This is a genomic window from Kribbella jiaozuonensis (assembly GCF_005233875.1).
Taxonomy (GTDB): Bacteria; Actinomycetota; Actinomycetes; order Propionibacteriales; family Kribbellaceae; genus Kribbella; species Kribbella jiaozuonensis.
Genome location: NZ_SZPZ01000002.1, coordinates 980,490 through 1,006,004, shown reverse-complemented (window position 1 = coordinate 1,006,004; position 25,515 = coordinate 980,490). Strand labels below are relative to the sequence as shown.

General features: G+C 69.1%; 23 protein-coding genes. 14 read left to right on the top strand and 9 right to left on the bottom strand.

Annotation, left to right across the window (positions count from 1 at the left end):
- Positions 1–67 precede the first annotated feature (67 nt).
- Positions 68–850: an ABC transporter ATP-binding protein gene (locus FDA38_RS16330; RefSeq protein ID WP_137254867.1), complete on the bottom strand. Its 783-nt coding sequence runs from the start codon at positions 848–850 to the stop codon at positions 68–70.
- Positions 851–911: 61 nt separating this feature from the next.
- Here FDA38_RS16330 and FDA38_RS16325 point away from each other — a divergent pair, with 61 nt between their 5' ends.
- The 6 genes from FDA38_RS16325 to cphA are packed head-to-tail and all read left to right on the top strand — an operon-like array spanning position 912 to position 9,138.
- Positions 912–1,646 carry a hypothetical protein gene (locus FDA38_RS16325; RefSeq protein WP_233714755.1) on the top strand — a complete coding sequence of 245 codons (735 nt, stop codon included), beginning with the start codon at positions 912–914 and terminating at the stop codon, positions 1,644–1,646.
- Between the two features lie 53 nt (positions 1,647–1,699).
- Positions 1,700–2,923, top strand: coding sequence for a phosphoserine phosphatase SerB (gene serB / locus FDA38_RS16320; protein WP_137254866.1), 1,224 nt, complete (start codon positions 1,700–1,702; stop codon positions 2,921–2,923).
- Between the two features lie 56 nt (positions 2,924–2,979).
- Positions 2,980–3,852 carry a GNAT family N-acetyltransferase gene (locus FDA38_RS16315; protein WP_233714754.1) on the top strand — a complete coding sequence of 291 codons (873 nt, stop codon included), beginning with the start codon at positions 2,980–2,982 and terminating at the stop codon, positions 3,850–3,852.
- A 42-nt stretch (positions 3,853–3,894) separates the two neighbouring features.
- Positions 3,895–5,256, top strand: coding sequence for a glycoside hydrolase family 16 protein (locus FDA38_RS16310; protein WP_137254864.1), 1,362 nt, complete (start codon positions 3,895–3,897; stop codon positions 5,254–5,256).
- Positions 5,257–5,281: 25 nt separating this feature from the next.
- The gene (locus tag FDA38_RS16305; protein WP_137254863.1) at positions 5,282–6,349 is read left to right on the top strand and encodes a cyanophycinase; all 1,068 of its coding nucleotides are present in this window, start codon (positions 5,282–5,284) and stop codon (positions 6,347–6,349) included.
- Complete coding sequence (gene cphA / locus FDA38_RS16300; RefSeq protein WP_137254862.1) at positions 6,346–9,138, top strand: cyanophycin synthetase; 2,793 nt, start codon at positions 6,346–6,348, stop codon at positions 9,136–9,138. The genes FDA38_RS16305 and cphA overlap by 4 nt, the downstream gene beginning before the upstream one ends.
- On the opposite strand, the gene FDA38_RS16295 is transcribed toward cphA, so the two are convergent.
- The 5 genes from FDA38_RS16295 to FDA38_RS16275 form a co-directional block, all read right to left on the bottom strand.
- Positions 9,135–9,986: a hypothetical protein gene (locus tag FDA38_RS16295; protein WP_137254861.1), complete on the bottom strand. Its 852-nt coding sequence runs from the start codon at positions 9,984–9,986 to the stop codon at positions 9,135–9,137. The genes cphA and FDA38_RS16295 overlap by 4 nt on opposite strands.
- A gap of 40 nt (positions 9,987–10,026) precedes the next feature.
- Positions 10,027–11,712 (bottom strand): Mur ligase family protein, encoded by a 1,686-nt coding sequence (locus FDA38_RS16290; RefSeq protein ID WP_137254860.1) that lies wholly within the window; start codon positions 11,710–11,712, stop codon positions 10,027–10,029.
- A 3-nt stretch (positions 11,713–11,715) separates the two neighbouring features.
- Positions 11,716–12,486 (bottom strand): enoyl-ACP reductase FabI, encoded by a 771-nt coding sequence (fabI, locus tag FDA38_RS16285; RefSeq protein ID WP_233714805.1) that lies wholly within the window; start codon positions 12,484–12,486, stop codon positions 11,716–11,718.
- A 28-nt stretch (positions 12,487–12,514) separates the two neighbouring features.
- Positions 12,515–13,219, bottom strand: a complete 705-nt coding sequence (gene fabG / locus FDA38_RS16280; protein ID WP_130450391.1) for a 3-oxoacyl-[acyl-carrier-protein] reductase — start codon at positions 13,217–13,219, stop codon at positions 12,515–12,517.
- 93 nt (positions 13,220–13,312) lie between these two features.
- Positions 13,313–13,525 (bottom strand): dodecin, encoded by a 213-nt coding sequence (locus FDA38_RS16275; protein WP_130450393.1) that lies wholly within the window; start codon positions 13,523–13,525, stop codon positions 13,313–13,315.
- A 74-nt stretch (positions 13,526–13,599) separates the two neighbouring features.
- Between FDA38_RS16275 and FDA38_RS16270 the strand changes: the two genes are divergently transcribed.
- Both FDA38_RS16270 and FDA38_RS16265 read left to right on the top strand, forming a co-directional pair.
- A complete protein-coding gene (locus tag FDA38_RS16270; protein ID WP_137254858.1) occupies positions 13,600–13,971 on the top strand; it encodes a DUF3099 domain-containing protein in 372 nt (123 codons plus the stop codon).
- A gap of 190 nt (positions 13,972–14,161) precedes the next feature.
- On the top strand, positions 14,162–14,365 hold the full coding sequence (locus tag FDA38_RS16265) for a hypothetical protein (RefSeq protein ID WP_137254857.1): 204 nt from the start codon (positions 14,162–14,164) through the stop codon (positions 14,363–14,365).
- A gap of 49 nt (positions 14,366–14,414) precedes the next feature.
- Here FDA38_RS16265 and moaA read toward each other — a convergent pair whose 3' ends face one another.
- A complete protein-coding gene (gene moaA, locus FDA38_RS16260; protein ID WP_233714753.1) occupies positions 14,415–15,434 on the bottom strand; it encodes a GTP 3',8-cyclase MoaA in 1,020 nt (339 codons plus the stop codon).
- Between the two features lie 57 nt (positions 15,435–15,491).
- Here moaA and FDA38_RS16255 point away from each other — a divergent pair, with 57 nt between their 5' ends.
- From FDA38_RS16255 to FDA38_RS16245, 3 genes are all read left to right on the top strand, one after another.
- Positions 15,492–16,283, top strand: coding sequence for an SURF1 family cytochrome oxidase biogenesis protein (locus FDA38_RS16255; protein ID WP_233714752.1), 792 nt, complete (start codon positions 15,492–15,494; stop codon positions 16,281–16,283).
- Positions 16,210–18,054, top strand: a complete 1,845-nt coding sequence (locus FDA38_RS16250) for a glycoside hydrolase family 15 protein (RefSeq protein ID WP_137254856.1) — start codon at positions 16,210–16,212, stop codon at positions 18,052–18,054. The genes FDA38_RS16255 and FDA38_RS16250 overlap by 74 nt, the downstream gene beginning before the upstream one ends.
- A gap of 63 nt (positions 18,055–18,117) precedes the next feature.
- Positions 18,118–18,873: an SDR family oxidoreductase gene (locus tag FDA38_RS16245; protein WP_137254855.1), complete on the top strand. Its 756-nt coding sequence runs from the start codon at positions 18,118–18,120 to the stop codon at positions 18,871–18,873.
- Here FDA38_RS16245 and FDA38_RS16240 read toward each other — a convergent pair whose 3' ends face one another.
- Together FDA38_RS16240 and FDA38_RS16235 are read right to left on the bottom strand one after the other, a co-directional pair.
- A complete protein-coding gene (locus FDA38_RS16240) occupies positions 18,874–19,347 on the bottom strand; it encodes a carboxymuconolactone decarboxylase family protein (RefSeq protein ID WP_137254854.1) in 474 nt (157 codons plus the stop codon).
- Positions 19,348–19,410: 63 nt separating this feature from the next.
- Positions 19,411–20,502 (bottom strand): DNA polymerase domain-containing protein, encoded by a 1,092-nt coding sequence (locus FDA38_RS16235; RefSeq protein ID WP_137254853.1) that lies wholly within the window; start codon positions 20,500–20,502, stop codon positions 19,411–19,413.
- 168 nt (positions 20,503–20,670) lie between these two features.
- On the opposite strand from FDA38_RS16235, the gene FDA38_RS16230 reads away from it, so the two are divergent.
- The 3 genes from FDA38_RS16230 (at position 20,671) to FDA38_RS16220 (ending at position 25,457) form a co-directional block, all read left to right on the top strand.
- Positions 20,671–22,266, top strand: a complete 1,596-nt coding sequence (locus FDA38_RS16230; protein ID WP_137254852.1) for a M4 family metallopeptidase — start codon at positions 20,671–20,673, stop codon at positions 22,264–22,266.
- A gap of 100 nt (positions 22,267–22,366) precedes the next feature.
- The gene (locus FDA38_RS16225; protein WP_137254851.1) at positions 22,367–24,106 is read left to right on the top strand and encodes an FAD-dependent oxidoreductase; all 1,740 of its coding nucleotides are present in this window, start codon (positions 22,367–22,369) and stop codon (positions 24,104–24,106) included.
- Positions 24,099–25,457 (top strand): adenylate/guanylate cyclase domain-containing protein, encoded by a 1,359-nt coding sequence (locus FDA38_RS16220; protein ID WP_137254850.1) that lies wholly within the window; start codon positions 24,099–24,101, stop codon positions 25,455–25,457. Before FDA38_RS16225 ends, FDA38_RS16220 begins: the two co-directional genes overlap by 8 nt.
- Positions 25,458–25,515: the final 58 nt, after the last annotated feature.

Here is a 25,515-nt window from a genome sequence, read left to right as displayed (position 1 = left end):
AGCCTATCCACGTCGGGGCCTGCAAGCAGGTGTTTGGACGCGTCTGGTCGGCCACAGGATCCCGGGGTCAGAGGGCGCGGGCGGTGTAGCGACCGTCTTCCTGCTTGAGGGTGAGGGCGAGGTCGAAGGTGTCGCTGAGGGTTTCGGCGGTGAGGGCCTCGTCCATCGGGCCGGCGGCCACGACGCGGCCCTGCTTCAGGAGCAGGGCGTGCGTGAAACCGGGTGGGATCTCCTCGACGTGGTGGGTGACGAGGACCATCGCGGGGGCGCCGACCGCGGTCGCGATCGCGCTGAGCGAACGGACAAGCTGTTCGCGACCCGTAAGGTCGAGGCCGGCCGCGGGCTCGTCCATCAGCATCAGTTCGGGGTCGGTCATCAGCGCGCGGGCGATCTGGACCCGCTTCCGCTCCCCCTCGGACAACGTCCCGAACGTCCGGTCCGCGAGGTGCCCGATCCCGAGCTCGGCCAGCAGTGCATTGGCACGTTGGTGATCGAGGTCGTCGTACTGCTCGATCCATCGGCCGAGGACGGCGTACGACGCGGAGACGACGACATCGGAGACCCGCTCACTCTTCGGCAACCGGTCGGCCAATGCGGCACTGGTGAGTCCGATCCGCGGCCGCAGCTCGAACACGTCGACGGCGCCGAGCACTTCACCGAGCAGGCCGGCCACACCGGTCGTCGGATGAAGTTGTGCGGCGAGGATCTGCAGCAGGGTCGTCTTGCCCGCGCCGTTCGGCCCGATCACCACCCAGCGGTCGGCCTCGTCGATCGTCCAGTCGATCCCGTCCAGCAGCCGTGCGCCACCACGGACGATCGTCACCCCGGCCAGCTCCACCACTGCAGTCATGCTCAAAACCTAAGGGGTCGCCGTCGACGACGTGTGGTCGGGTGGTGAGAGACTTGCGGGCGTGCTGACGACCTCCGCCTCGGTACGGTTCACCGTTTGGACGAACGCGATGCTGACCGGCGCCTGCGACCCCGACACCGCCGCGTCGAAGATCCTCGGTGACGACGTCGGTCACCACGTCTCCGGGCTGGCCGGCCATCCCGAGCCGGCCACGTTGCCGGTCGCGCTCAACCTGCTGCGCGCCGCCGGTACGACGCAGGCGCACCTCGCGCTGCCCGTCCCGGGTGACCCGATCGGCCTGGCCGGACCGCCGTCGTTCAACGAGGCCGCGTTGGAGACCGGCGAAGCCGTCGTACTCACGGGGCCTGAGCTCGGACTCGTTCCGGCGTACGTCGGGCCGGCCGTGCAGTGGTCCGTGCTACCCGCGTCGAGTCCGCTGCCGGCCGACCTCGGCGAGGCGGACCGCGGTCTGCGGCTGGCGTTGATCGACGCGGCCGATTCACTGGCCGCGCTCGAGGTCGCGCGGTGGAAGCCCGAAGTCGCGGACGCGCTGATCGACATCCGCAAGATCGGACGCGGCGACGGAGACGTCCTTGCTCCGGGCTACGAACCACGCGCAGTGAAGACCGCAGCGACTGCCCGGAGGTGTCTGGCGATCGCGGACGCGGCGCTGGAGGACGACGGTGCGGCCGTGACCGGGGCCGAGGCCGACGCTCGCCGGCGGGCGCTTCTCGATCTCGCGGCCGCGGCCCGCCGGGCGCTGGTCGCGGCCTGCGCGCCACCCGTTCATGCTTGAGATCTGGACCGGCCATTGGACGGTCATCTCATATAGGTAGCGTTCGGGGTGCGATGACTGATCCCACGGAGCTTGAACTCGAGACTGCGGCGGCCGAGCGGCCGACGCTGCTGGTGACGTTGACGGGGACCGACCGGCCGGGCCTGACCTCCGCCGTTCTCTCCACGCTCGCGACGCGTGGGCTCGAGGTCATCGACGCCGAGCAGGTCGTACTGCGGGGGCGCCTGGTGCTCGGCGTACTGCTGTCGGCGCCGCGTGACCACAAGGACCTGAAGGAAGAGCTGAAGGCCCTCGCCAGCATGCTCGACGTCGACATCTCGGTGAAGAAGGGTGTCGGCGACAACGAGCCGCGGCGCAAGGGCCGCAGCCAGGTGACTGTGATCGGGCATCCGCTGTCCGCCGCCGGGCTCGCCGCGGTCGCCGGCCGGATCGCCGACACCGGCGCGAACATCGACCGGATCAGCCGGATGGCGCGGTACCCGGTCACCGCGATGGAGATCGCGGTCTCGGGCGCCGATCCGGAGACGCTGCGGACGGTCCTCGCCCTGGAGGGTGTGCGGCAAGGGCTGGACGTCGCGGTGCAGGACGGCGGGTTGTACCGGCGGGCCAAGCGGCTGATCGTGATGGACGTCGACTCGACGCTCATCCAGGGCGAGGTCATCGAGATGCTCGCCGAGCACGCCGGCCGGCTGGACGAGGTCGCCGCCGTCACCGAGAAGGCGATGCGCGGCGAACTGGACTTCGAGGAATCGCTGCGGCATCGGGTCGCGGCGCTCGAGGGCCTCCCGGCGACCGCCCTCGACGAGGTGTACGCCGCGATCGAGCTGGCGCCCGGCGCTCGTACGCTGGTCCGCACGCTGAAGCGACTCGGCTACCAGTTCGCGATCGTCAGCGGCGGGTTCAGCCAGATCACCGACAAGCTCGCGGCCGAGCTGGGCATCGACTACGCGAAGGCGAACGAGCTCGAGATCGTCGACGGCGTACTCACCGGCCGGGTCGTCGGCGAGATCGTGGACCGCGCCGGCAAGGCGGCCGCGCTGCGCGAGTTCGCCGTACGCTCAGGCACGCCGCTCACGCAGACCGTGGCCATCGGCGACGGCGCGAACGACCTCGACATGCTCGCCGTGGCCGGCCTCGGCGTCGCGTTCAACGCCAAGCCGGTGGTTCGTGCTGCCGCCGACACCCATCTCAGCGTCCCTTACCTCGACACGATCCTCTACCTGCTCGGCATCACCCGCGAAGAGGTAGAAGTCGCCGACGCCGAGACCCCGGCCTGATCGCAACAAGCTGCAATTCGGCCGGTTGGTCCAAAGCGATGCGGCAAGATCGGCCCATGGACTTCACCGACCGGCCGGCGACGCTCGACGATGCGGACGCGATCTACCGATTGATCGCCGCGAACGAGCGCGAATGGCACGGCCAGGCCGAGGTGATTCCTGACCAGGTCGCCGCGAACCTGAGCCGGCCGATGATCCAGCTCGAGCGCGACACCCTGGTGGTTATCGCCCCGAACGGCGACCTCGCGGCGTGGGCGTGGTTGCACGACGGCAAGCACGCGCAGATCGACGTGCATCCGTCGTACCGCGGGCTCGGGATCGGGACGCGACTGCTCGACTGGGCCGAGGCGGGTTCGCGGGCGCGTGGCAGCGAGTGGTTCGCGCAGATCGTCGACGACGCGGACCTCGCCGGGACGGAGCTGCTCCGGTCCCGCGGCTGCGACGTGCTGGCGACCAACTGGTTGTTGGAGCGACCAATCAGTTCGGAGCAGGCCGCCGCCCCGGAAGGGATCCGGCTCGAGGGGTACGACGAGGCTCGGGCGCATGAGGTGTACGAGCTGATCGAGGCGGCGTTCGCGGCGTTCCAGCCGCGGCGGAAGTCCTTCGAGGAGTGGAGCGAGTTGACGGTCGGGCGGGCGACGTTCCTCCCGGAGGTGTCGACGCTCGCGTACGCCGGTGACGAGGTGGTCGGCGCGGTGATCGCGCTGGACGGCGAGGAGGGGTACGTCGAGCAGCTCGCGGTCCGCGACGATCAGCGCAACAAGGGCATCGCCCGCGCGATGCTCGACCGTACGTGTGCGGAGTTCGGCGCCCGCGGCCGCAGTACCTGCATCCTCTGGACGCATTCCGGCACCGGCGCGTTGGCGATGTACGAACGCCTCGGCATGCGGGTGCGACGTAGTACGACGGTGTTTCGCACGCACCTGTGACGAGCTGTTGACACTGCGCGATGAGAGCGCTCCCATAGGTTCATGCGTACCCGCCCATTAGTACTTGCGCTGCTGGCGCCTCTGCTGGCCGTCGTACCGCTCGCGCACGCGAGTGTGCCGCCGCCTACCGACGGCTGGTCGACGGTGTGGAGTGACGATTTCAACGGGTCGAGCGGCAGTCTGCCGTCCGGCTCCAACTGGATCATCGACACCGGGCACGGTTACCCGGGCGGCCCCGGGAACTGGGGTACCGGCGAGATCCAGAACTACACGAACAGTCCGGACAACGTCTCGCTCGACGGCACCGGGAACCTGCGGATCACGCCGCGCCGGGACGGCGCCGGGAACTGGACGTCGGCGCGGATCGAGAGTCAGCGGAGCGATTTCAAGCCGCCGTCGGGTGGTGTGCTGGCGATCGAGAGCCGGATCCAGATGCCGAACGTGACCGGTGACGCGGCGCTCGGGTACTGGCCCGCGTTCTGGGCGCTCGGCGCGCCGTACCGCGGGAACTACTGGAACTGGCCGGGGATCGGCGAGTTCGACATCATGGAGAACGTCAACGGGATCAACTCGGTCTGGGGCGTGCTGCACTGCGGCGTCAGCCCGGGCGGCCCGTGCAACGAGACCACCGGGATCGGCGCGAACCGCGCATGCCCGGGCTCGAGCTGCCAGTCCGCGTTCCACACGTACCGGTTCGAGTGGGACACGTCGGTATCGCCGAACCAGCTGCGATGGTACGTCGACGGGCAGCAGTTCCACTCGGTCAGCCAGGGGCAGCTGCCGGCCGACACGTGGTCGAACATGACGTCGCACGCCGGGTACTTCGTGCTGCTGAACCTGGCGATCGGCGGCGCGTTCCCGGACGCGCTCAACGGCCCCACGCCGCGCGCGTCGACCGTGCCGGATCGTCCGATGATGGTCGACTACGTGGCGGTCTCGACGAAGGGCGGCGGCAGCACTCCGCCCCCGACGACTCCCCCGCCGGGCGGTGGCTCTTCGGCGTACGGCACGTTGCAGGCGGAGTCGTTCGCGCAGCAGTCCGGTATGGGCGTGGAGACCACAACGGACACCGGCGGCGGCCAGAACCTGATGCAGATCGGCAACGGCGACTGGGCGCAGTACAACGGCATCGACTTCGGCAGCACGGCGGCCACCCAGTTCGTCGCGCGTGTCGCGTCCGGCGCCGCAGGAGGCGTCAGCGGCCTCGTCGAAGTACGCCTGGACAGCCGCTCGAACGCCCCGATCGGCAGCTTCGCCGTCGGCAACACCGGCGGCTGGCAGTCCTGGCGGACCATCCCCGCCAACATCTCGTCCGTGACCGGCACCCACACCGTCTACATAACCTTCACCAGCAGCCAACCCGCCGACTACGTCAACCTGAACTGGTTCACGTTCGGTCGCTGAGGGGGTCAGCACCTATTCTTCGCCTATGTCTGAACTGCAGGGTGGGCCTGGTGCCCTGTTTGCGATCGGTGGGGCCGAGGACAAGCTGAAGAAGCGGACGGTGCTGCAGGAGTTCGTGGAAGCGGCGGGTGGGGCCAAGGCGCGGATCGTGGTGGTGCCTACCGCGTCCGCGCTCGGGCCCGATGTCATCGACGTCTACCGGGCCCTGTTCGCCGCGCTCGGGGCCGAGAGTGTGGTCGGCGTTCGCCCGGAGAACCGGGAGGACGCCGACGACCCGGCCTTCATCTCCCCGCTGAACGACGCGACCGGCGTGTTCATGACCGGCGGCAACCAGCTCAAGCTCGCCGGTGTCGTCACCGGTACGGCGTTCGGCCGCGCCGTCACCGCCGCCCATGCGCGCGGTGCCGCGGTCGGTGGTACGTCGGCCGGCGCGAGCATCCTGGCCGAGCACATGATCGCGTTCGGGCGCTCCGGCGCCACCCCGCGGCAGCGGATGAGCCAGCTGTCCGGCGGACTCGGGCTGGTCCAGGGCGCGATCGTCGACCAGCACTTCGCCCAGCGGAACCGGTACGGCCGGCTGCTGTCGCTCGTCGCCCAGTCCCCCGGCCTGCTCGGGATCGGCGTCGACGAGGACACCGCGGCCGTGTTCCGCGGCTCACACCTGGAGGTCGTCGGCCGCGGCGCGGTGACGATCTTCGACGGCAGCCGGATCACCTCCAACGGGCACTACGCCGGCCGCTCCGAGCCGCTGCTCGCCTCCGGCGTCGTACTGCATGTGCTGCCGGCCACCGCGACGTTCGACCTGCAGGACCGGGTGCTGTTGTCGTTCGGCAAGCAGCCGCCCGCGACGGAGCTCGCCGAGATGGAGGCCGCCGAGGCGGACCTGCGCAAACTGGCCAAGGAGATCGCGGCCGAGGGGGTCTCACCGAAGTACTACGCGGACCGGAAGAAGCGCGCGGGACGCCGGACGACGAAGAAGTCCGCCAAAGCGGTAGGGGCCGGGGAGTCCAGACCGGAGGCGACCGAGCCGATCACGGCCGGCGCCGAATCCGAGCTCCCCGACCGCACGCAAGCAGACAACGGAAACACATGACCGAAACGCACGGCACCCCAGCTCCTGACCTCAAGATCATCGAGACCCGCGTCTACCGCGGCCCGAACGTCTGGAGCTACGACCCCGCGATCCATCTCGTCGTCGACCTCGGCTCGCTCGAGAACTTCCCGTCGAACACCATCCCCGGCTTCAAGGAGCGGCTGCTGGCCGACCTCCCCCGGCTCGACCAGCACCACTGCTCGCGCGGCCGCCGGGGCGGGTTCATCGAGCGCCTGGACGAAGGCACCTGGCTCGGGCACATCGCCGAGCACGTCGCGCTCCAGCTCCAGCAGGAGGCCGGCCACGACATGCGCCGCGGCAAGACCCGGCAGGTGAAGGGCTCCCCCGGCATCTACAACATCACCTACGCGTACGCCGACGAAGCGGTCGGTCTCGCGGCGGGTGAGCTCGCCGTCCGGTTCGTGAACAACCTGGTTCAGCCGGATCCGGCGTTCGACTTCACGACCGAGCTGGAGAGGTTCATCAAGCAGGCCGAGCGGACCGCGTTCGGCCCGTCGACGCAGGCGATCGTGGACGAGGCCGTGTCCCGGGACATCCCGTGGATCCGGTTGAACAAAGCCAGCCTGGTGCAGCTCGGCCAGGGTGTGCACGCGAAGCGGATCCGGGCCACGATGACGTCCGAAACCGGTTCGATCGCGGTCGACGTTGCCAGCGACAAGGACCTCACCACCCGTCTGCTCGCGTCGGCCGGTCTGCCGGTGCCGCGGTCGGAATCGATCCGCACTGTCGACGAGGCGGTCACGGTTGCGAACAAGATCGGGTACCCGGTCGTGTGCAAGCCGCTCGACGGCAACCACGGCCGCGGTGTCTGCCTCAACCTGCCGGACGCCGACGCGGTCCGGGAGGCGTTCCCGATCGCGGCCGAGCAGTCCCGGCGCGGCTCGGTGATCGTGGAGAACTTCGTCACCGGCAAGGACTACCGCTGCCTGATCATCAATGGCCGGATGGAAGCGATCGCCGAACGCGTACCCGCGCACGTGGTCGGCGACGGCATCCACACGGTCGCCGAGCTGGTCGACATCACCAACGCCGACCCGCGCCGCGGTGTCGGTCACGAGAAGATCCTGACCCGGATCACGATCAACGCCGCCGCCCGGCAGCTCGTCCGCGACCAGGGCTTCGAGCTGGACGACGTACCGCCCGAGGACGTGATGGTGAAGCTGACGCTCACCGGCAACATGTCCACCGGCGGGATCTCGATCGACCGGACCTGGGAGGCACACCCGGAGAACGTCGAGATCGCCGAGGAGGCGGCCCGGATGATCGGGCTCGACATCGCCGGTATCGACTTCATCTGCCCCGACATCACCCAGCCGGTGCGTGAGACCGGCGGCGCGATCTGCGAGGTGAACGCGGCACCCGGCTTCCGGATGCACACGAACCCGACGATCGGCGAACCGCAGTACATCGCGAAGCCGGTGGTGGACATGCTGTTCCCGCCGGGTGCGACCAGCCGGATCCCGATCGTCGCGGTGACCGGTACGAACGGCAAGACCACGACCGCGCGGATGATCAGCCACGTCTTCAAGGGCCTCGGCCGCAAGGTCGGGATGACCTCGACCGACGGCATCGTGATCGACGAGCGGCTGGTGATCCGCCAGGACGCGTCCGGGCCGAAGTCGGCGCGGATGGTGCTGCAGAACCCGCGGGTCGACTTCGCGGTGTTCGAGGTGGCGCGCGGCGGGATCCTGCGCGAGGGCCTCGGGTACGAGCGCAACGACGTCGCCGTGGTGCTGAACATCCAGCCCGATCACCTCGGGATGCGGGGTATCGACACGCTCGAGCAGCTCGCGGACGTGAAGGCGGTCCTGGTCGAGGCGGTGCCGCGGACGGGGTACGCCGTACTCAATGCCGACGATCCGCTGGTCCGGAAGATGCGCCGGAAGTGCTCGGGGCAGGTCGTGTGGTTCAGCATGGCCGAGCCGGGCAGCGAGGTCCGCGACTACATCGAGGGGCACTGCCGGCGCGGTGGTCGCGCGGTCGTGCTGGAGCGGTCCGACCTGGGCGACATGATCGTGGTGAAGCACGGCCGGCGGTCGATGCAGCTGGCCTGGACTCACTTGCTGCCGGCAACGTTCGGCGGGCGGGCGATGATGAACGTGCAGAACGCGATGGCGGCCGCGGCGGCGGCGTTCGCGGCGGGTGCGTCGCTGCACGACATCCGGCAGGGCCTGCGGACGTTCAGTACGTCGTACTACCTGTCCCCCGGCCGGTTGAACGAGATCGACGTGGACGGCCGGACCGTGATCGTCGACTACTGCCACAACGCGCCGGCGATGCGGATGCTCGGCGACTTCGTCGACCGTCTCGGCGAGAGCCTGACCGCGTCGTCAGAGCTCGGGCGGCCGTCCCGGATCGGCGTGATCGCGACCGCGGGCGACCGGCGCGACGACGACATCCGTGAACTGGGTGAGGTCGCGGCGCAGCACTTCGACGTGGTCGTCGTACGTGAGGATGCTCGGCTGCGCGGACGGAAACGTGGTGAGTCGGCCTCGCTGATCGAGACCGGCGTACGGGCCGCGATGGCGCAGGGTGCGCGCTGCCGTCAGGTCGACACGGTGCTGGAGGAGCTGGACGCCGTACGCCACGCGCTCAGCCGATCCAACCGGGGCGACCTCGTCGTGCTCTGCGTGGACCAGCATCAGTCGGTGCTGGCCGAGCTGGAGTCGGTCTCGCACCTCGCCCAGGCCGGAGCCCGCTCCGGTGACGAGGGCGGCGACCCCGACTTCGTACCACCGGACGAGGAGCCGGCCGAGCCTGTCGCCTAGTTCACCGGTTGGCGGCGGGGCAGGAGGCGGCGTGGGGCCTCCTGCTGGTCGATCCAGTCGAGGTCGTCGGAGAGTACGGCGTCGTTGGTGCGCTCGGCGTACGGGTCCGGGGGCGGCGGTGGTGGCGGGAGGGCGCGGAGCTTGAGCGCCACCATCGGGATCGCCAGCAGCACACTGACCACCATCCACGGCCAGTATTCGCGCAGCAGCGGCTGGAAGGACTGGAAGAAGGCCTCGGTCGACGCGTCGCCGACAGCGTCCATCGGCTTGCCGTTGGAACGCGCGACGACCTGGACGGCCTCGACGAAGCCGTTGCAGACCAGGTAGAACCCCGCGAGCGGGATCCACGAGCCCACCGAGCGCCAGCCGCGCTTCCAGCAGGCGAAGTACAGCAGCAGGGCGAGCCCGGCGCCGACCAACAGACCGTTCAACTGCCACAGCCACTGCCAGTCGGCCAGCTGTCCGGCCGGCCGCTGCGCGTACCACGCGACCGGCAGCGCGAGCGCGAACGCCGCGACCACCGAGCTTCTGGTGCCCAGGGCACCGAAAAACGCGCCGACGGCGCTTGCCGCCAGCAACGTGATCAGCATGTCCCGGTCGGAGAACGAGTTCCCGGTCAGCCACCACATGCCCGCGGCAACGACCAGCACCACCGGTACGGCGGCGCGCACGCGACCGATCAGCAGCCCGGCCAGCACACCGCCCGCGAACCCGCCCAGCAGCACGAGATCGATCCGCGGCGGCACGAAGTACGTCGCACCGTCCGGCAGCCCTTTCAGGTACGTCGCGGAGAAGCCGCCCACGAACCAGGCGACCACCGCGGCCGGAATCGACCACAGGTAGCGCATAACAACCCCGTTCCCACCCCAACCGGCGGGCGGACGGGGCTCAGTGCTGGGCTCTCTCGACCTTGCTCTTCAAGGTCTCCGGTGTGTCGACAGTAGCTCCCTCGGACCGCAACCAGGCGTCAAGACTCGCCCGATCCTGCAGAGACATCACTGCGACCACATCCCCGGCCCGCGCCTCCGCGACCAGCGCCTGCGCCGCCTCGAGCTCGGTCGGGTACGCCGGTACGTCGTCGACGCCCACCGATGCGGCGCCCTCCCGGAACACCGCCTCGAGCTCCGCCGGCGGCCGTCCGCGCAGGTAATCGGTCTTGTGACCGATCGCCACCCGGTCGGTCGCCCGCGCACCCATCGCACCGAGCGTCGCGACCATGTCGTCGGCCCGGTCCCCAGGCGATCCGAGGGCCAGCATCAGCCGCCCGCCCTCCGGCCGGACGCCGTTCATGATCTCGATCAGGGCCTCGAGCCCGGCCTCGTTGTGGGCCAGGTCGATGACGACGGTGAAGTCGCGCAGCGAGTACATGTTCATCCGGCCGGGGTTGTTCTCGTTCGGCGCGAACGTGCTCAGCCCCTCGACCACCGCAGCGCGCGGCAGCCCGAGCCCGAGCGCCGCCGACGCCGCGGCCAGCGTGTTCTCGACGTTGTAGTGCGACAGCCCCGACAGCGTCATCGGTACGTCGACGATCTTCAGCAACGGCTCCGGGTCACGAGACTGATCGAGCACCGTCACGAATCCGTCGAGCACCGTCGTCGCGCGTCCGCCCTCGTCCAGGACCGTCCGGATCGACGGCGAGTCCGGGTCACGCGAGAACACCCAGCATTTGGCGGGCGAGCCGAGCCGCATTGCGAACGTCCGCGGGTCGTCGCCGTTCACCACGCACCAGCCGCGCGGCCGGGTGATCTGCGTGATGACCGCCTTCACCTCGGCGAGCTGGTCGACGGTGTCGATCCCGCCCAGGCCGAGATGGTCGGCAGTGACGTTGGTGACCACGGACACGTCGTTGTACGCGACCCCGATGCCGCGCCGCAGGATCCCGCCGCGGGCGGTCTCGGTCACCGCGAGCTGGATGCCAGGCTGGGACAGCACCTGCCCGGCGCCGCTCGGGCCGGAGAAGTCGCCGTACTTCACGAGTTCGCCGTCGAAGTACACGCCGTCGGTGCTCGACCAGCCGACGTGCAGCCCGGCCGCGCGACCGATGTGCGCGATCATCCGCGAGGTCGTGGTCTTGCCGTTCGTCCCGGTCACCGCGACCACCGGGACCTTGGGCCGCAGGGTCGGCGGCGGGTTGCCCGGCGGCTCGTCCCGCACCCGCTCCCCCACGGCCGCGATCAACTCGCTCAGATCCTCGGCCCCGAAGGCGTCCAGTACTTCGACGATCGCCGCGCCGAGCGCCCGCGCCCGGGCCTCGTGCGCCCACGGGAACGCGACGACCAACCGCCGTACGTCGTTCTCCGGACGGACCCGTACGCCGATCCGCCCGATCCCGGCCTCGCGGGCGATCCGGCGTACGACGTGACCTGTCACGCGGATCGCGAACCGCTGCCGGAAGCCCGACCCGATCCGGCCGGGCCGGGTGGTCCCGAGACCGATCGCCTGCGCGTACGCCTTGGCCGCCGGTGCGGGTGCATCCACGATCGACGACACGTCGAGTGTCAGCTTGACCGCGGCACGACTGAAGTAGAGGTTGGCGCCGTCCAGGACGCGGAGCTCAACCAGCGAGGTGGCCACCTATCACGCACCCATCGCGTGGTAGCCGCCGTCGACGTGGACGATCTCGCCCGTGGTCGCCGGGAAGAAGTCGCTCAACAGCGCGACGATCGTGCGGCCGGTCGGCTCCAGGTCGGACGGATCCCACCCGAGCGGGGCGCGATCCAGCCACGGCTCCTCGAACTTCTCGAAGCCCGGGATCGCCTTCGCGGCCAAGGTCTTCAGCGGTCCGGCCGAGACCAGGTTGCACCGGATGCCCTGGGCACCCAGATCCCGGGCCAGGTAGCGGCTCGTCGACTCGAGGGCGGCCTTCGCGACACCCATCCAGTCGTACCCGGGCCAGGCCACGGTCGCGTCGAACGTCAGCCCGACAACGCTGCCACCACGACTCATCAACGGCGCGCACGTCACGGCCAGCGCCTTCAAGCTGTACGCCGAGACGTGCACCGCCTGGGACACGTCGTCCCACGGACCGTCCAGGAACTTCCCGCCGAGGATCGTCTCCGGGTTGCCGTACGCGATCGAGTGCACGACGCCGTCCAGGCTGTCGACGTGCTCGCGGACCGCATCCGGCAGCGCGGCCAGGTGCTCGGGGTTCGTGACGTCGAGCTCGAGCACCGGCGGCTCGGCCGGCAGGCGTTTCGCGATCCGCTTGGTGATGCTGAGCGCGCGGCCGAAGTTCGAGATCAGCACGGTGGCGCCCTGTTCCTGCGCCACCTTGGCCGTGGCGAAGCCGATCGACGAGTCGAGGGTGACTCCGGCGACCAGGATCCGCTTGCCGTCGAGGATGCCCACCGGCATGCCCTTTCTGAAGTGGTAAGAGTTAGTTGCCCATGCCGATGCCGCCGTCGACCGGGATCACCGCGCCGGTGATGTAGCCGGCCTCCTCGGAGGCGAGCCAGCGGACCGCGTTCGCGATCTCCTCGGTCAGGCCGAAGCGGCCGAGCGGGATCTGGCTCAGGTACTGCTTCTGGGTCTCCTCCGGCAGGACCGCGGTCATGTCGGTCTCGACGAACCCCGGGGCGACCACGTTCGCGGTGATGCCGCGGCTGCCGAGCTCGCGGGCGATCGACCGGGCCATCCCGATCAGGCCGGACTTGCTGGCCGCATAGTTCACCTGGCCGGGCGAGCCGAGCAGGCCGACGACCGAGGAGATGAAGACGATCCGGCCCTTGCGCAGCCGCAGCATGCCCTTCGCGGCCCGGCGCGCGACCCGGAACGAGCCGGTCAGGTTGGTCTCGATGACCGAGTCCCAGTCGTCGTCGGACATCCGCAGCAGCAGCGTGTCGCGGGTGATGCCGGCGTTGGCCACCAGCACCTCGACCGGACCGTGCTGTTCCGCGATCGTGTCGAAGGCGGCGTCGACCTGCTCCTGGTCGGTGATGTCGCACTTCACGCCGAGGAAGCCCTCCGGCGGCGGGCTGGTGTTGTACGTGACCGCGACCTGGTCGCCGGCCTCCTTGAACGCGGCGGCGATCGCCAGCCCGATCCCCCGGCTACCGCCGGTCACCAACACAGACCTACCCACAAGCCCTCCTCACCCGTCAGCACACAAGTCAGCGGCACGAACGCTACAACGCCGCGGCCCGTCCCCGCTCGACCGGGGACGGGCCGCGGGAGATCAGGAGTCTTCGAGCCGGAAGCCGACCTTCATACCGACCTGGTAGTGGTCGATCTGGTTGTCGACGACATGGCCGCGAATCTCGGTCACCTCGAACCAGTCGAGGTGCCGCAGGGTCTCGCCGGCCCGGGCGATGCCGTTGGTGATCGCCTGGTTGATCCCCTCCTTGGAGGTGCCAACGATCTCGGTGACGCGGTACGTCCGATCGGTCATGCGACATTCCTCTCATCCCTGGCTGCGCGCGGGGCGACGGCGCGGCGTACCGTTGTTCTTGCTGAGGAGGATAGATGTCGCGACACCGTGAGCGGAGCGGCGAACCCGTCATTTCGGTGACGAGCGCACAGCCGGGACGCTCCGAGGATCTGGACAGCCGGATCGTGCGCTACGCCTGGATGATGTCGATCCGGATCGTCTGCTTCGTGCTGGCCGTCCTGACCCCGTCGCCGTGGCGCTGGCTGTTCGTCGTCGGAGCGATCGCGCTGCCGTACTTCGCGGTGGTGCTGGCGAACGCTCAACGGTCCGCGACAGAGCCCGCCGCGGACCCGTACATCGCACCGTCGAGGCTCGCGATCGGGGAGCGTCCGACGGTCGTCGTACCGCAGGACGAGGACCCGGTTCAGGGCCCTCATGACGACCCCCGGACCGACACCGAAAAGTGATCTTGGCCGGGACTGGAAAACTTGCAGTGATCCGTGTCAGAATCTCCCGCGTGCTCTGAAGTTCATGAGTGAAATTCAGGGACTTGATGCGGCGTCGGACGGCTCCCCCCGTGGCTGTCCGACGTCGCTTCATTTTGTCCAGGCTATTGATTATTGAGTCATCAGGAATGCAGAGGAATGGCGCCAGCGCATGAGTGAAGAAGCCGCACCGGCGGTCTGCTCCGCCAAGGGCTGCGGCAAGCCTGCGACCTGGGCAGTGCTGTGGAACAACCCGAAGATCCACACGCCCGACCGGCGCAAGACCTGGCTGGCCTGCGACGAACACAAGGAGAGCTTGTCCGACTTCCTGGCCCGGCGGTCATTCCTGCGCGACGTCCAGCCATTCACCGAGTGAATGGTTCGCTAGCGAAAAACTGTATTTCCGGATTGGGCCGGTATGACGGTCATCCGCCGATCGCGGACATCGGCCGCGACGGTTGCAGGAAGCTCGGGTCGTTGATGCCGTGGCCGGGGAGTTTGTTCCGCATCGCGCGCCGCCACCGGTCGGCCAGTTCGGCATCGTCGGCGCCGTTCCGCAACGCCGACCGGAGGTCGGACTCGGTGCGGGCGAAAAGACAGTCGCGGACCTGACCGTCGGCGGTCAGCCGGACCCGGTCGCAGTCCCCGCAGAACGGCCGGGTGACCGAGGCGATGATGCCGACGGTCTGCGGCCCGCCCTCGACCAGGAACGACTCGGCCGGCGCACTCCCCCGCTTCGACGCGTCGTCGGGGGTCAGCGCGAACCGGCTCGAAAGGGTTTCGAGAATCTCGTCTGCGGTGATCATCGTCGCGCGGTCCCAGCCGTGCTGCGCGTCCAGCGGCATCTGCTCGATGAACCGCAGTTCGTACCCGCGGTCGAGACAGAACTCCAGCAATTCCGGCGCTTCGGAGTCGTTCACGCCGCGCATGAGGACCGCGTTCACCTTCACCGGGGCGAGACCGGCCTGCTGGGCCGCCTCGAGCCCGGCGATGACATCGGTCGCTCGGTCCCTACGGGTGAGCTGCTTGAAGGTCTCCGGCCTGATGGTGTCGAGGCTCACATTCACCCGGTCCAGACCGGCGTCCTTCAACGCCTGCGCCTGCCGGGCAAGCCCGATCCCGTTGGTGGTCAGCGATACCTCGGGCCGGGGCGTGAGTTGCGTCGTACGGGCAACGATGCCGACCAGGCCGCGGCGGAGCAGCGGTTCGCCGCCGGTGAAGCGGATCTCGTTCACGCCGAGGTGCATCACGGCGACCGAAACCAGCCGGACGATCTCGTCGTCGGTGAGCAGCTCGGGCTTGCCGAGCCAGTCCAGGCCTTCTTCCGGCATGCAGTACGTACAGCGCAGATTGCAGCGGTCGGTGAGCGAGACCCGGAGGTCCGTGGCGACCCGGCCGTACCGGTCCGCCAGACCTGTCTGAGTCGCCTCCTGGATCGCTGTCACCGCACCAGCCTACGTGCCGCGCGTCAGCCGTTTCAGGGCATGGCTTAAGTTCGAGACGTGGGTCGCTTGATGAACGTCCGCTGGATCATCGCCGCACTGGGTGTGCTCATGCTCGCCTTCGTGTGCGTGCAGCTGGGTCGTTGGCAGTTCCATCGCCTCGACGAACGCAAGGCACGGAACGAGGTGACCCGGACGAATCTGGCGGCGGCTCCCGCGCCGATCGACCAGATCCTCGGCCCGCCGGGTGTCGTCGGCGACCAGCACGCCTGGCGTACGGCGGAGGTCACCGGACGGTACGACGCGTCGAAGCAGATCGTGCTCAAGTACCGCAACATCGACGACCGGCCGGGGTTCGAGATCGTCACGCCCCTGGTCCTGGCCGACGGGAAGGCGGTCCTGATCGACCGTGGCTTCCTGCCCCGGCAGAGCTCGGAACTGATGCCGCTGAAGATCCCGGCCGTGCCGACCGGTGAAGTGACGGTCACCGGGCGCCTGCAGCGCAGCGAGCGCGGCGGTCACACCAACGGCGGTGTCCCGGACGGCGGTACCGCGCGGCTGATCAACGGACCGGACTTCGCCAAGGTTCTCGGCCTGAACCTGTACGACGGCTACATGATGGTGACCAAGCAGGAGCCGGCCAACGATCCGGCCTTCCTCGGGTTCCCGGGCCCGGAGATCGACGACGGGCCGCATTTCTTCTACGGCCTGCAATGGTGGTTCTTCGCCCTGCTGGCGGTCGGCGGGCTCGTGTACTTCTCCCGACAGGAGGTCCGCGGTGCCAAGAAGCCCGCAGACAAGCAGCCCGAAGTCGTCGAGCGGCCCGAGGCCCGGGCCGGGGCGAAGGATTGAGGACTACGCACTGATCGGTGACCTGCAGACGGCCGCATTGGTGTCGAAGCAGGGATCGATCGACTGGCTGTGCTTCCCGCGGTTCGACTCACCGGCCTGCTTCGCCGCGCTGCTCGGTACCGACGACAACGGCCACTGGCGGATGGCGCCGCGCGACGCGGAGGCCGTCAGCAGCCGGCACTACCGCGGTGACACGCTCGTGCTGGAGACCGAGTGGTCGACGTCGACCGGCACGGTGCGGGTGATCGACTTCATGCCGCCACGTGATGCCGCGCCGGACGTCGTACGCATCGTCGAAGGCGTCAGCGGGTCCGTCGAGATGCGGTCGGAGCTGAAGCTGCGGTTCGACTACGGTCACGTCGTTCCGTGGGTACGGCGGTCCGACGGCCAGATCGACGCGATCGCCGGACCGGATGCGGTCTCGTTGCGGTCCGACGTCCACCAGTACGGGCGCGACCTCGCGACGTACGCCGATTTCCGGGTCTCGGAGAACGACCGGGCCTGGTTCGTGCTGACCTGGCATCCGTCGCACCATCCAGTACCGGAGCCGACCGATGCGCTGCACTCGTTGGAGCCGACCGAGACGTTCTGGCAGGAGTGGATCGGCCGGAGCCACAGCTCGACCGATTTCGGCGAAGAGGTCACGCGATCGGTGCTGACGCTGAAGGCGCTGACGTATGCGCCGTCCGGCGGGATCGTCGCGGCGCCGACCACGTCGTTGCCCGAGACGCTCGGCGGCCAGCGGAACTGGGACTACCGGTACTGCTGGTTGCGCGACGCAACGATGACGCTGTCCGCGATGCTCCGCGCCGGCTACACCGACGAAGCCGAGGCCTGGCGGAACTGGCTGCTGCGCGCGATCGCAGGATCTCCGGCGGACCTGCAGATCATGTACGGCGTAACCGGTGAACGCCGGCTGACAGAGTTCGAGGCCGTCTGGCTACCGGGGTACGCCGAATCGGCGCCGGTGCGGATCGGCAACGCGGCCGCCGAGCAACTGCAGATCGACGTGTTCGGCGAGGTGATGGACGTGCTGGCCCTGGCCCGCGAGCACCAGATCGGCCCGACCGACGAGGCGTGGCAGGTGCAGCGCGCTCTGATGGCGCACCTCGACGACGTGTGGGACCAGCCGGACGAAGGGATCTGGGAGGTCCGCGGCGGTCGGCAGCACTTCACGCACTCGAAGGTGATGGCGTGGGTCGCGTTCGACCGGGCCGCGCGGGCGGTGCAGCGGTTCGGCCTGAACGGGCCGGCGAAGGAGTGGCGGGCGAGGGCGGACGAGATCCATCGGGCCGTCTGCGAGCAGGCGTACGACGCGGACCGGAACACGTTCACGCAGGCGTACGGCAGCAAGGCGCTGGATGCCGCCGTACTGCTGATCCCGCAGGTCGGGTTCCTGCCGGCGGACGATCCGCGGGTGGTCGGGACCGTGGAGGCGGTGCAGCGGGAGCTGACGGCGGACGGGTTCGTCCGGCGGTACCTGACCGAGCACACCGACGACGGGATCAACGACAGCGAGGGCACGTTCCTGATCTGCTCGTTCTGGATGGCGGACGCGCTGGCGATGATCGGCCGGGTCGGCGAGGCCCGCGATCTCTACGAACGACTCGTTGCCCTGCGCAACGACGTCGGCCTGCTGGCGGAGGAGTACGACGTGGCGTCCGGCCGGATGCTCGGCAACTTCCCGCAGGCGTTCTCGCACCTCGGCCTGGTCAACACCGCCTGGCACCTGACCACAGCTGAGTCGCCGTTGCGCAAGTCCGCGTACTAGTTCTTGCCCGGGGCTACGAACTGTCGAGGTGCGCTACCCGGTGTCGTGGGGCAGGATGGGGACGTGGACCTCGGACTGCGCGATCGCACCTACATCGTCACCGGCGCCAGCGCCGGACTCGGCTTCGCCACCGCGAAAGCCCTTGCTGCCGAAGGCGCACGGCTGGTGATCTCCAGCCGGAACGAGGAGTCGATCTCGCGCGCCGCGGCCGAACTCGGCGAGAACGTCGTCGGCATCCCGGTCGACAACGCCGATCCGGAGAGCGCCGAGCGGCTGGCGGCGACCGCGATCGCCAAGTGGGGTGCGCTGCACGGCGCGCTGATCAGCGTCGGCGGGCCCCGGCCCGGGACGGCGCTGGACAGCGAGGAGGACGACTGGCGGGCGGCGTTCGACAGCGTCTTCCTCGGTGGCCTGCGGATCGCCCGCGCGGTCGCCCGAGCCGGGTCGGAGGGTACGTCGATCGCCTTCGTGCTCTCGTCGTCGGTGAAGTCCCCGATCAACGGACTCGCGATCTCGAACGGTCTCCGCCCCGGCCTGGCCATGGTCGCCAAGACACTGGCCGACGAACTCGGCCCGAACGGCACCCGGGTCAACGGCCTGATGCCCGGCCGGATCTCCACCGACCGCCTGAAGGAGCTCGACGCGAAGAGCGGCGACCCGGAAGCGACCCGCCGGGCCCTGGAGAAGACCATCCCCCTCCGCCGCTACGGCAACCCGGACGAGTTCGGCCGGGTCGCCGCGTTCGTCCTCTCCCCTGCCGCCTCCTACCTGACCGGCACGATCATCCCGATCGACGGCGGGGCACTCCGCACTATCTGATCAGCCCCACTGGCCCGGGACGTAGTCGCCGGCCGGCTGCGCGGTCATGACGTTCAGACGGTTCCAGGTGTTGATGCCGGCGATGGCGCCGACCAGCGCGGCCAACTGGTTCTCGTCGTAGTACTTGGTCGCGTTCAGCCAGACGTCGTCGGGGACTCCGCCGGCGGCGTCGGCGATCCGGGTGCCGGCCTCGGTCAGCGCCAGCGCGGCGCGCTCCGCCTCGGTGTAGACGGTCGCCTCGCGCCAGGTCGCCACCAAGTTGATCCGGACCGCGGTCTCGCCGTGGTGTGCGGCGTCCTTCGAGTGCATGTCGACGCAGACGGCGCAGCCGTTGATCTGGCTGGCCCGCAACTCGACCAGCTCGAGAGTCGTGAGCGGAACACCGGCGTCCAGGGCGACCCGGGCGGCCGAGTTGAGGTGCTTGATGAACTTGCCCAGCACCGGATTGGTGAACAGATTCAGACGAGCGTCCATAACAGCTATCTCCTAGCGAATGAGCGTGTTGATACCCATCCGACGAGACGGCCCGCCGAAGTGTCAGTCCGGCGCGATCCGGTTGCCCTGCTCGTCCCAGTGCTCGGCGACCTTCTTGCTCGGCTGGACCCGCGGCGGCTCCCCCGGCATCTTCGGGTAGTCAGGCGGGAAGTTCAGCTCGCCACCAGGCAGCTCCTCCCACAGGCGCAGCAGCGCGTCGAGCGAGTACGCCGTCTCGTCCATGTCCGCCCACGGGTCACCGTCGACGAGGTACTCCGGGACCGTGTGCAGGTTGAACGCCCGCGGATCGTCCACCTCGGCGAGCCGTTCCCACGTCATCGGCGTACTGACCGGCGCACCCGGTCGGGGCCGCAGCGACCACGCGCCGGCGACTGTGCGGTCGCGGAGGTTCTGGTTGAAGTCGAGGAAGATCGACGCCTCGCCGCGTTGCTCCTTCCACCACGCCGTGGTCACACCGTCGTCGCGGCGCTCGAGCTCGCGGCCGAGGCCGATCGCGGCATGCCGGACCTCGTCGAACGACCACTCCGGCCGGATCCGCACGTAGATGTGGATGCCCCGGTTGCCGCTGGTCTTCGGATAGCCCCGAAGTCCCAGCTCCTCGAGGAGTTCGCGGGCGACCCCGGCCACTCGCCGGGCATCCGCGAACGTCGCGCCGGGCTGGGGATCGAGGTCGATGCGCAGCTCGTCGGGGCGGTCGAGATCGGTCTTGCGGACAGCCCACGGGTGGAAGACGAGCGTGCCCATCTGAGCGGCCCAGACGGCGGCGGCCGGCTCGGTCAGGCACAGCTCGTCGATCGGGCGATCGTTCGGCGTCAGCACGCGGCAGGTCTCGAGCCAGTCGGGGGCGCCCTTCGGGAGTCGCTTGGAGTAGAACCCGTCGCCGGTCTGCCGACCGACCGCGTCCACCGACAGCGTCATGCCCTCGCGCCACCCACCTGGCCAGCGCTCGAGCGCGACCGGGCGGTCACCGGAGGCCTGCATGAACGCCGGAGCCACACCGATGAAGTACTCGCAGACCTGAAGCTTGGTGACCTCGGGAGCCCAGTCGGTCGCCTCGTAGACAACGCGCTCGGGGCTGGAAACCCGGACCTCACGGTCTCCCACAGTGAGCATCACCGCTGTGCTCTTCGCCATGCGGTGACGCTATCGCCCTGCGCCGACCAAAACCCGGAATTCCCCACCAGGTTGCGGGAAAGGCAAGTTTTCCCGACCTCTGGCCACGGTAGGTGACCGGGCGGTAACGTTCCAGCACCTCGTTCCTGGGGCGTGAGGCCCCCGGGACACCTGACAAGGAGCGCGAGGATGAACAGATCCGCCCTGTTCGCCGCTGCCACCGCAGTGGTGACCACCACCGCCCTCGGACTGACCAGCGCCACCACAGCAACCGGCGCGCCGACGGCGGCACCTGTCCCCACCCCCGCCGCGGCCGTCGCCAAGGCCGAGCAAGCCATCACCAGCAACCTGACCGCGTTGCGGGCCACCACGGCCGACGCGTTCGTGGTCAAGGACGTCATCGTCGACGCCGACGGCTCCAGCCACGTGCGGATGGACCGCACGATCGGCGGGCTCCCGGTGCTCGGCGGCGATGTCGTCGTACATCAGGCCAAGGACGGCGCGTTCAGGGGCGCCAGCCTGACGCTGAGCAAGACCGCGAACGTCGCCCGTACGCCGAAGGTCAGCGTCGCGACCGCAACCGCGAAGGCACTCACCAAGGGCCTCAAGGCCGAGGGCAAGCCCAGCCTGGTGATCGAGGCCCGCATGGGCGCGCCCCGGCTGGCCTACCTCGTCACCACCGGCGGCACCCAGGCCGACGGTACGCCGAGCCGCATCACCACGACGATCGATGCCCTGACCGGCGCCAAGCTGGTCAGCGAACAGCACATCGAGACGGCGACCGGTGACGGCAAGAGCCTGTACTCCGGGACCGTCCCGCTGCAGACGTCGACCGCCACCGGCGGGTTCACGCTCACGGACGCGACCCGCGGCAACGGCTTCACCGCCGACGCGAACAACAAGACCGACTCGATCCTCTGCCAGCTCCTGCAGATCGGCTGCCCGACGCCGACGAAGTTCGTCGACGCGGACAATCATTGGGGCACCGGCACCACCGCCGACCGGGCGTCGGCGGCCGTCGACGCGCACTACGGAGCCGCGACCACGTTCGACTACTACAAGAACGTGCACGGCCGGAACGGCATCTTCGGCGACGGCAAGGGCGTCCCGAGCCGTGTGCATTACGGCACCAACTACGTGAACGCGTTCTGGGACGGCAAGCAGATGACGTACGGCGACGGCGACAACGTCGCGGCTGGTCCGCTGGTCTCGATCGACGTGGCCGGCCACGAGATGTCCCACGGCGTCACCGAGCACACCGCCAACCTCACGTACTCCGGTGAGTCCGGCGGTCTGAACGAGGCGACCAGCGACATCTTCGGCACCCTGGTCGAGTTCTACTCCAACAGCGCGGCCGACCCGGGCGACTACTACATCGGCGAGAAGATCATGAAGGACCGCCCGGCGCTGCGGTACATGGACAAGCCGAGCAAGGACGGCCAGTCCCCCGACTGCTACAGCTCCGGGGTCGGCAACCTCGACGTGCACTACTCGTCGGCGATCGCGAACCACTTCGCGTACCTGCTCGCCGAGGGCACCGGCGCGAAGACGATCGGCGGCCTGCCGCACAACTCGCCGACGTGCAACGGCTCGTCGGTCACCGGCATCGGCCACGACAAGCTCGGCAAGATCTGGTACCGCGCGCTGACGACGTACATGACCAGCGGTACGACGTACGCCCAGGCCCGGACCGCGACGCTGAACGCGGCCACCGACCTGTACGGCGCCACCAGCATCGAACGCGCGACCGTCGCCGCCGCCTGGTCCGCAGTCGCCGTGAACTAAAGGGTTTTGCCGGATCCCTGTCCCACTGGGGCGGACAGGGATCCGGTGAACAAACGCTTTACGCATTGCCACACGGTTTGTGCGGACCTACCGTCACACCATGGGTGGGGAGCCCCGGGGGCATCGTGAACCGAAACGGCCGCGCTTGAAGGCGGCCAGACCGCTACTGCTCGTCGTCGACGCTGACCCGGAGCGTCTGGAGCGTTGCGAAACGGAGTTGGACCGCGGCTTCGGCGCCGACTTCCGCGTGCGGGGCGAGGCGACGACCGCGGCTGCGTTGGACGTTCTACGCCGAGCACACGAGTCGGAACAGCGGGTCGCCGTCGTCATGGTCGACAACGCACTGCCCGACAACGAACGCGCCGATCTCTTCGCGGCCGCACGAACCCTGCATCCGGACGCGCGCCGTGCGCTGCTGATCGAGTGGGGCGCGTGGGCCGACCGTACGACGGCATCCGCGATCCTGACCGCGATGTCGGTCGGCGATATCAACTACTACGTACTCAAACCGTGGATCGGGCACGACGAGCTGTTCCACCGGACCGTCGCCGAGTTCATCCAGGAGTGGTCGCGGTTCGAGGTTGCGAACCTGCGCGAGGTCGTCGTGATCGCGGCCGAGCTCTCGGTCCGGGGCCAGGAGATCCGCAGCCTGCTCGCCCGCAACGGGATTCCGAGCGCGTTCCGAGCCAGCGGTACGCAGCTCGCGAACGACGCCCTGGAGTTCATCGGGGAGCCGGATCCCGGCGACGGGGTGCTGGTCTGGATGCCGGCGATCGGCGGCACCGTGCTGCACGATCCGACCGACGTGGAGATCGCCGAAGCGTGGGGCGTGCCAACGACCTTGGCGTCGGACGACACCTCGTTCGACGTACTGGTGATCGGTGCCGGTCCGGGTGGATTGGCTGCCGCGGTGTATGCATCGTCGGAGGGTTTGCGGACGCTCGTCGTAGAACGGGAGTCGATCGGCGGGCAGGCCGGGACGAGCTCGCTGATCCGGAACTATCTCGGCTTCTCGCGCGGCATCCGCGGGTCGGACCTGGCGCAGCGCGGGTACCAGCAGGCGTGGGTGTTCGGCGCGCATTTCGTACTGATGCGGACGGTCGAGCAAATCGAGAAGCGCGACGGCGAGTTCCGCGCGGTGATCGGTGACGTCGGCGAGGTGACCGCGCGGGCGGTGGTCCTCGCGACGGGCGTCACGTATCGGCGGCTCAACGTTCCCTCGCTGGAGAAGCTGATGGGGAACGGCGTGTACTACGGAGCGAGCGTGTCCGAGGCGCACGGGCTGATGAATCGCGACGCCTGCGTGGTCGGCGGCGGGAACTCAGCAGGGCAAGCGGTTCTGCACCTCGCGCGCTACTGCCGGCGGGTGCTGCTGGTGATCCGCGGCGAGGACCTGACGGCGAGTATGTCGAAGTACCTGATCGACGCGATCGATGCCGCTGACAACGTCACGGTCCGGTCGTCGAGCGAGGTGGTCGACGGTGGCGGCGACGGGCGCCTGCAGCGGATGACGTTGCGGGATCGCAAGACCGGCGACGAGGAGACCGTCCCGATCGACGGATTGTTCGTGATGATCGGCGCGGTGCCGGGGACCGATTGGCTGCCGGAGGGTGTGGCACGGGATCCGCGCGGGTTCGTGCTGACCGGGTCGGATGCGGCCGCGGATCCGAGGTGGCAGGAGGACCGGCCGCCGCAGCCTTACGAGACGACGGTTCCCGGACTGTTCGCGATCGGCGATGTGCGGTCGGAGTCGGTGAAACGGGTGGCCTCGGCGGTGGGCGAAGGATCCGTGGTCGTTTCACAGATCCACACCCATCTCAGGGTCTCCTCGGATGCCTGAACGGCGGTTCGTCTACACGCCGGCGATGGTGGCGCTCACCGCGCTGGTGCTGCTGATACCGATCGCGGGACTGGTGTTGCTGCTGCGCAATCCGCGGCTGGATCTGCACTGGGAGCATCACCCGACGCACTTCTGGCTGGTGCTGCTGACGGCGGGGCTGAGCGCCGTACTGGCGTATCTGACCGGTGCCGCGGCGCTGCGGCGAGGTGATGCACGGGTGCTGTTCGTCTCGCTGGCGTTCCTGTCGGCGGCCGGTTTTCTCGGACTGCACGCGCTCGCGACGCCGAAGGTCCTGCTGGACACACAGAACGCCGGCTTCACGCTCGCGACCCCGGTGGGCGTCGCGCTGGGGTCGGTGTTCGCCTTCCTGTCGAGTTTGACCATCTCCGGCGTCACCTGGGGCCGTCGTCTCCGCGTCGCCCTGCTGCTCCTGATGGCGTTGTGGGCGGTAGCCTCGGTACTGCGGTTGCCACCGCTGCACCAGACGTCTGTGCCGGAAGTTGCCGACGGCATCCTGACGGCGCTCGCCATCCCCGCGATCATCCTCTATGCCGTTGCCGCGGGGCGGTATCTGCAGACGTGGTGGGCGCGGCCGTCGTTGATGCTGCTGTCGATGGTCTCCGCGTTCGTGCTGCTGGCCGAGGCGATGGTCGCGCTGGTGTTCGCGCGGAACTGGCACCTGTCCTGGTGGGAGTGGCACGCACTGATGCTGGCCGCGTTCATCCTGGTCGTGGCCGGTGTGCGGATCCAGTGGTACGAGGAGCGGTTCGCCGACCTGTACCAGGCCGACACCGTGTCCGGCGAGCGCGAGCTGAGCGTGCTGTTCGCGGACCTGCAGGGGTTCACGACGTTCTCCGAAAAGCACGAGCCGGCCGAGGTCACGGCGATGCTCAACACGTACTTCGAGGTCGTCGTACCTCCCGTCGTGCGGCGGCACGGCGGGGACGTCGACCGGATCATCGGGGACGCGCTGATGGTCACGTTCAACAAGCGGGGCGACCAGCCGGACCACGCGTACCTGGCCGCCGCCGCGGGACTCGCGCTGCAGGCGGCCGCGGCCGCGGTCCGGGCCTCGCACCCGAACTGGCCGGAGTTCCGGGTCGGGATCAACAGCGGGAACGCGTCGGTGAGCCTGCTGGGCACCGAGGGCGGGCGGACGCACACGGTGATCGGGGACACGGTCAACGTCGCGTCGCGGATCGAGGGCAAGGCTCCTGGCGGGGCGGTCGCGATCGGGCCGGCGACCAAGGCGCTGCTGCCGCAGGCACGCACCGAGTCGCTCGGGCTGCTGAGTCTGAAAGGCAAGGCGGAGCCGATGGAGGTCTACCAGCTCCTCGCGCTGGGCGAATGATCACCCGTGTGTTCGGGGTGCGCACCGGCTGTTCACGTGTTGGACCTTGGAAGGCACA